This window comes from Streptomyces sp. NPDC054932, assembly GCF_053610205.1.
On the sequence record NZ_JBSGXU010000077.1, the window covers coordinates 29,372 to 35,371 of the forward strand.

4 protein-coding genes are annotated in these 6,000 nt (G+C 74.8%); 1 reads left to right on the forward strand and 3 read right to left on the reverse strand.

Annotation, left to right across the window (positions count from 1 at the left end):
- Nucleotides 1–214 precede the first annotated feature (214 nt).
- A complete protein-coding gene (locus ACWGE1_RS21550; RefSeq protein ID WP_453422094.1) occupies nucleotides 215–1,429 on the forward strand; it encodes a protein kinase domain-containing protein in 1,215 nt (404 codons plus the stop codon).
- A 58-nt stretch (nucleotides 1,430–1,487) separates the two neighbouring features.
- On the opposite strand, the gene ACWGE1_RS21555 is transcribed toward ACWGE1_RS21550, so the two are convergent.
- From ACWGE1_RS21555 to cobT, 3 genes are all read right to left on the reverse strand, one after another.
- Entirely contained in the window at nucleotides 1,488–2,306 is an 819-nt protein-coding gene (locus ACWGE1_RS21555) for a TrmH family RNA methyltransferase (protein WP_453422095.1), read from the reverse strand.
- Between the two features lie 42 nt (nucleotides 2,307–2,348).
- A complete protein-coding gene (gene cobA, locus ACWGE1_RS21560; RefSeq protein WP_453422096.1) occupies nucleotides 2,349–3,593 on the reverse strand; it encodes a uroporphyrinogen-III C-methyltransferase in 1,245 nt (414 codons plus the stop codon).
- 381 nt (nucleotides 3,594–3,974) lie between these two features.
- Nucleotides 3,975–6,000, reverse strand: a 2,026-nt coding sequence (gene cobT, locus ACWGE1_RS21565) for a nicotinate-nucleotide--dimethylbenzimidazole phosphoribosyltransferase (RefSeq protein ID WP_453422097.1), incomplete at its 5' end; no start/stop codon positions are given.

Sequence of the window (6,000 nt, forward strand, 5' to 3'; positions counted from 1 at the left end):
CTGCTCCGGGGCTTCAATCCCCTTGGCGCAAAAGCCGCTTGGACCTGCGGGGCGGTCCGGGCGGGCATCCGGACGGCACCGCCGACGCCCCCTCAAGTGTGCTGTGCCGCACTGACAATCGAATCTCCCGGCGAGGGCGCGGCCTCTGAGCACGCATGCCGGATGGTCCGTAAGCTGTGCCACGTCAACAGGACGACCGGTCAGCGGGGTGGACATGGCGATGATGCGGCTCCGGCGCGAGGACCCGCGTGTCGTCGGCTCGTTCAGACTGCACCGCCGGCTCGGCGCCGGCGGCATGGGCGTGGTCTACCTGGGATCGGACCGGCGCGGGCAGCGCGTCGCGCTCAAGGTCATCCGGCCGGATCTGGCCGAGGACCAGGAGTTCCGCTCGCGGTTCGCCCGCGAGGTGTCCGCCGCCCGGCGGATCCGGGGCGGCTGCACCGCACGCCTGGTGGCGGCGGACCTGGAGGCCGAGCGGCCCTGGTTCGCGACCCAGTACGTACCCGGCCCCTCGCTGCACGACAAGGTGGCCGAGGAGGGTCCCCTCTCGGCCGCCCAGATCGCCGCCGTGGGCGCCGCGCTCTCCGAGGGGCTGGTCGCCGTCCACGAGGCGGGCGTCGTCCATCGCGACCTCAAGCCGTCGAACATCCTGCTGTCGCCCAAGGGCCCCCGGATCATCGACTTCGGCATCGCCTGGGCCACCGGGGCGAGCACCCTCACCCATGTGGGTACGGCCGTCGGCTCCCCCGGGTTCCTCGCGCCCGAGCAGGTCCGCGGCGCCGCAGTCACCCCGGCCACCGACGTCTTCGCCCTCGGCGCCACCCTGGCCTACGCGGCCACGGCCGACTCGCCCTTCGGGCACGGCAGTTCCGAGGTCATGCTGTACCGCGTCGTCCACGAGGAGCCGCACCTCCAGGGCGTCCCGGACGCGCTGGCCCCCCTGGTGCGGGCCTGCCTGGCCAAGGACCCCGAGGAGCGGCCCAGCACGCTCCAGCTGTCGATGCGGCTCAAGGAGATCGCGGCCCGCGAGGCCCAGGGGCTCTCGGACGGGCGTCCGCCGGCCCAGCGGGCCCGGGTCGAGCGGCCGACGGGGCGGCTCCCCGAGGCCGAACGGGTCGGCGGGGCCGAGGAGTACCCGGGGCGCCGTCCGGAGCGTCGTACGGGCGGCACGACCACGCCCCGGGCCCAGGGCGGGTCCCCGAGCGGTCCGCACTCGCGGCCCTCGTCCTCCCGCAACCCGCAGGGCCCCGGCGGCCCGTCCTCCCGGCCGACCTCGGGGCGTACGGGCGGCCGTCCGGCCCCCAGGACGACGGGGACGGGACGGCGGCCCTCACGGCCCGATCCGAAGCTGATGCGACAGCGGCTCATCGTGTTCGTCGTGGTGACGCTGATCGTGGCGCTGGGCATCGCGGCGGCCCAGAAGCTCTAGGGGGACAACGGGCCGGGGCCCGTCCTGGCGATCAGGACGGGCCCCGGCTCCGGCGTTCCTACTGTGCGGCGCGGTCCTGGGCCACCGCGTAGAAGGCGACCGCCGCCGCCGCGCCCACGTTCAGCGAGTCCACGCCGTGCGCCATGGGGATGCGCACCCACTCGTCGGCGGCGACCAGGGCCGGCGTGGACAGGCCGTCGCCCTCGGCGCCGAGCATCAGCGCGACCCGCTCCAGGGACTGCGGGGCGGCCACGTCGATCGGCGTGGCCTTCTCGTGCGGGGTGAGGGCGAGCAGCTTGAAGCCCGCCTCGCGCACCGAGTCCAGGCTCTTGGGCCAGGCCTCCAGGCGGGCGTAGGGGACGGAGAACACCGCGCCCATGGAGACCTTCACCGAGCGGCGGTAGAGCGGGTCCGCGCAGTCGGGCGACAGCAGGACCGCGTCCATGCCGAGGGCGGCGGCGCTGCGGAAGATGGCCCCGATGTTGGTGTGGTCGTTGACCGCTTCCATGACGACCACGCGGCGGGTCGTGGACAGCAGCTCCTCGGCCGTCGGCAGCGGCTTGCGCTGCATGGAGGCGAGGGCCCCGCGGTGCACGTGGTAGCCCGTGACGCGCTCGGCCAGCTCGGGGCTCACGGCGTAGACCGGTGCCGGGAGTTCGTCGATGACGTCGCGCATGACGTCGACCCACTTGGCGGAGAGCAGCATCGAGCGCATCTCGTACCCGGCGTCCTTGGCGCGTCTGATGACCTTCTCGCCCTCGGCGATGAAAAGGCCTTCCGCGGGCTCGCGCCTGCGCCGGAGTTCGACGTCGGTCAGACCCGTGTAGTCGCGCAGGCGCGGGTCGTCGGGGTCCTCGACGGTGATGAGATCAGCCACAGGGTGATACTGCCTTGTCCTGGGTGCGGTGCCAACGGCCTGTCAGGCGCCGGTGGTGGGGAGGGTGCGGTCGCCGGGGGCGTTCACGCGGACGACCTCGCCGATGACGATGACGGCCGGCGGGCGGACCTCTTCGGCGCGCACGGTCGCGCCGACCGTGGCCAGGGTGGCGTCCACCCGGCGCTGGGTGGCGGTGGTGCCCTCCTGGATCACCGCGACGGGAGTGTCCGCGGAGCGGCCGTGGCGCACCAGCGCCTCGGCGATCAGGCCGATCTTGTCGACGCCCATCAGGATCACCAGGGTTCCGGTGAGCTTGGCGAGGGAGGCCCAGTCCACGAGGGAGCGCGGGTCGTCGGGGCCGACGTGACCGCTGACCACCGTGAACTCGTGCGCCACACCGCGGTGGGTGACCGGGATGCCGACGGCTCCGGGGACCGAGATGGAGCTGGAGATGCCGGGAACGACGGTGCAGGGGATGCCGGCCTCGGCGAGTGCCTGGAGCTCCTCCATGCCGCGGCCGAAGACGTACGGGTCGCCGCCCTTGAGCCGGACCACGGCCTTGCCGGCCTTGGCATGCTCGATCAGAGCGTTGTTGATGGCCTCCTGCGCCATGTACCGGCCGTACGGGATCTTCGCGGCGTCGATGACCTCGACGTGCGGCGGGAGCTCGTCGAGCAGGTCACGGGGGCCGAGCCGGTCCGCGATGACCACGTCGGCCTCGGCGAGGAGGCGGCGGCCGCGCACGGTGATCAGGTCCGGGTCGCCCGGGCCGCCGCCGACGAGGGACACCCCGGGGGTGGCCTTGTGGCGGTGCGCGGGAGCGGTGAGGGTGCCGTCGCGCAGGCCCTCCACGACGGCGTCGCGGACGGCTGCGGAGCGGCGGGGGTCGTTGCCGGTCAGCACGGCGACGGTGACGCCCTCGATGCGGCCGGTCGCGGGGGTCCAGGCGGTGGCGGCGGAGGCGTCGTCGGCACGGACGCACCAGACGCGCTCGCGCTCGGCCTCGGCGGAGGCCCGCTCGTTGTCCTCGCGGTTCTGGGTGGCGATCAGCGCGTACCAGGCGTCGGCGAGGTCGCCGTCCCGGTAGCGGCGGCGCTCCCAGCGGATCTCGCCGGTCTCGGCCATGGCGTCCACGGAGGGGGTGGCGGAGGGCGAGATGAGCAGGATGTCGGCGCCGGCGGCGATGAGCGCCGGGAGGCGGCGCTGGGCGACCTGGCCACCGCCGATGACGACGACGCGGCGGCCGGCGAGGCGGAGTCCTACGGGGTAGGCGGGGGTGTCGGCCATGGCGGTGCGGCTCCTGGTGCGGCGGTCGTTCTGTCTTGCCGCTGCGGCTCTGGAGCGGCGGGGGTACTGGCGGGGTACTGACGTGCGGGTTCTTGGTGCGGGTCCACCATACGGCGCGGGCCGTCCCACAGCGCGGACGGGGCTGCCCGGGCCGGGGCGGCTTCGCGGTGGGCCCCGCTGCGGGCCGGGGCGGCTTCGCGGTGGGGCGGGGCCCCTCCGGGACGTCTCCTCGGCTCGCGAACCCTGAGCCGGACCGGCCCGCCGACCGGCGGTGGGTCCGCTCGGCCTGCGGGGACATCCCGGAGTGTCCCCGCACCACGGCGGACCCGGCCCGTCCGGGACGACCCCCATCGGGCGGACCGGCCCCACCGGATCGGGGCGCTACTTCTCGGTGACGCCCGCCGAGTCGAACGTGGCGACCTCGTGCATCGCGCGGGCCGCGCTCTGGACCAGCGGGAGGGCGAGGAGGGCGCCCGTGCCCTCGCCGAGGCGGAGGTCCAGGTCGACGAGCGGGCGCAGGCCCAGCTTGTTGAGCGCCGCGACGTGGCCCGGCTCCGCGCTGCGGTGGCCCGCGATGCAGGCCGACAGGGACTCGGGGGCGATGGCGCGGGCCACCAGGGCGGCGGCTCCGGCGCTGACGCCGTCCAGGATCACGGGGGTGCGCAGGGACGCTCCGCCGAGGAGGAGGCCCACGATCGCCGCGTGCTCCAGGCCGCCGATGGCCGCGAGGACGCCGACCGGGTCCGCCGGGTCCGGCTGGTGGAGCTCCAGGGCGCGGCGGACGACCTCGACCTTGCGGGCGTGCGTCTCGTCGTTGATCCCCGTGCCGCGGCCGGTGACCTCGGAGGGGTCGACACCCGTGAAGACCGAGATGAGGGCCGCGGAGACGGTGGTGTTGGCGATGCCCATCTCACCGGTGAGGAGGGCCTTGTTGCCGGCCGCGACGAGGTCGCGGGCCGTCTCGATGCCGACCTCGATGGCCGCGACGGCTTCCTCGCGGGTCATGGCCGGGCCGGTGGAGAGGTCGGCCGTGCCGGGGCGGACCTTGCGCGGCAGGAGGCCGGGGGTGGCCGGGAGGTCCCCGGCGACACCGACGTCGATCACGCAGACCTCGGCACCGACCTGGTTGGCGAAGGCGTTGCAGACCGCTCCGCCGCCCAGGAAGTTGGCCACCATCTGGGTGGTGACCTCCTGCGGCCACGGGGTGACGCCCTGGGCGTGCACGCCGTGGTCACCGGCGAAGATCGCGACCGCGGCCGGCTCCGGGATCGGCGGCGGGCAGACCCGGGAGAGGCCGCTGAGCTGGGCGGAGATGATTTCCAGCATGCCCAGGGCCCCGGCGGGCTTGGTCATGCGCTTCTGCCGCTCCCAGGCCTCGCCGAGCGCCTTGGCGTCGAGCGGGCGGATGCTGGCGACCGTCTCCGAGAGGAGGTCGTGCGGCTCCTCGCCGGGCAGGGCGCGGCGGCCGTAGGTCTCCTCGTGGACCACCCAGGAGAGCGGGCGGCGCTGCGACCAGCCGGCCTGGGCCAGCTCGGGCTCCTCGGGGAACTCGTCTACGTAGCCGACGCACAGGTAGGCGACGACCTCCAGGTGCTCCGGCAGGCCGAGCTCGCGGACCATCTCGCGCTCGTCGAAGAAGCTGACCCAGCCGACGCCGAGGCCTTCGGCGCGCGCGGCGAGCCAGAGGTTCTCGACGGCGAGGGCCGAGGAGTACGGGGCCATCTGCGGCTGGGTGTGCCGGCCGAGGGTGTGGCGGCCGCCGCGGGTGGGGTCGGCGGTGACGACGATGTTCACCGGGGTGTCGAGGATGGCCTCGATCTTGAGTTCCTTGAACTGCTTCGCCCGGCCCTTGGGCAGCGACTTGGCGTAGGCCTCGCGCTGGCGCTGGGCGAGCTCGTGCATCGTCCGGCGGGTCTCGGCGGAGCGGATGACGACGAAGTCCCAGGGCTGCGAGTGGCCGACGCTGGGCGCGGTGTGGGCCGCCTCCAGGACGCGGAGCAGTACCTCGTGCGGGATCGGGTCGGTACGGAAGCCCTTGCGGATGTCACGACGCTCGCGCATGACGCGCAGGACGGCCTCGCGCTCGGCGTCGGCGTAGCCGGGGGCCGCCTCGCCGGGCTGCTCCACCGGGGCGGCTTCCTCCACCGGGGCGGCTTCCTCGACGGGGGCGGCCTCCTCGACGGGGGCGGCCTCCTCGGCCGCGGCGGCCGCCTCGACGGGGGCCGCTTCCTCGACCGGGGCGGCTTCCTGGGGCTGGGGCTGCACGGCCACCGGCTCGGCCACCACCGGCTCGGCCTCCTGGGCCACCGGCTCGGGCTCGGGCTCGGGCTGTACCTGGACGGGCTCCGGCTGGACCGGCTCGGCCACCACGGCCACCACCGGCTCGACGGGAACGACCGGCTCGGGC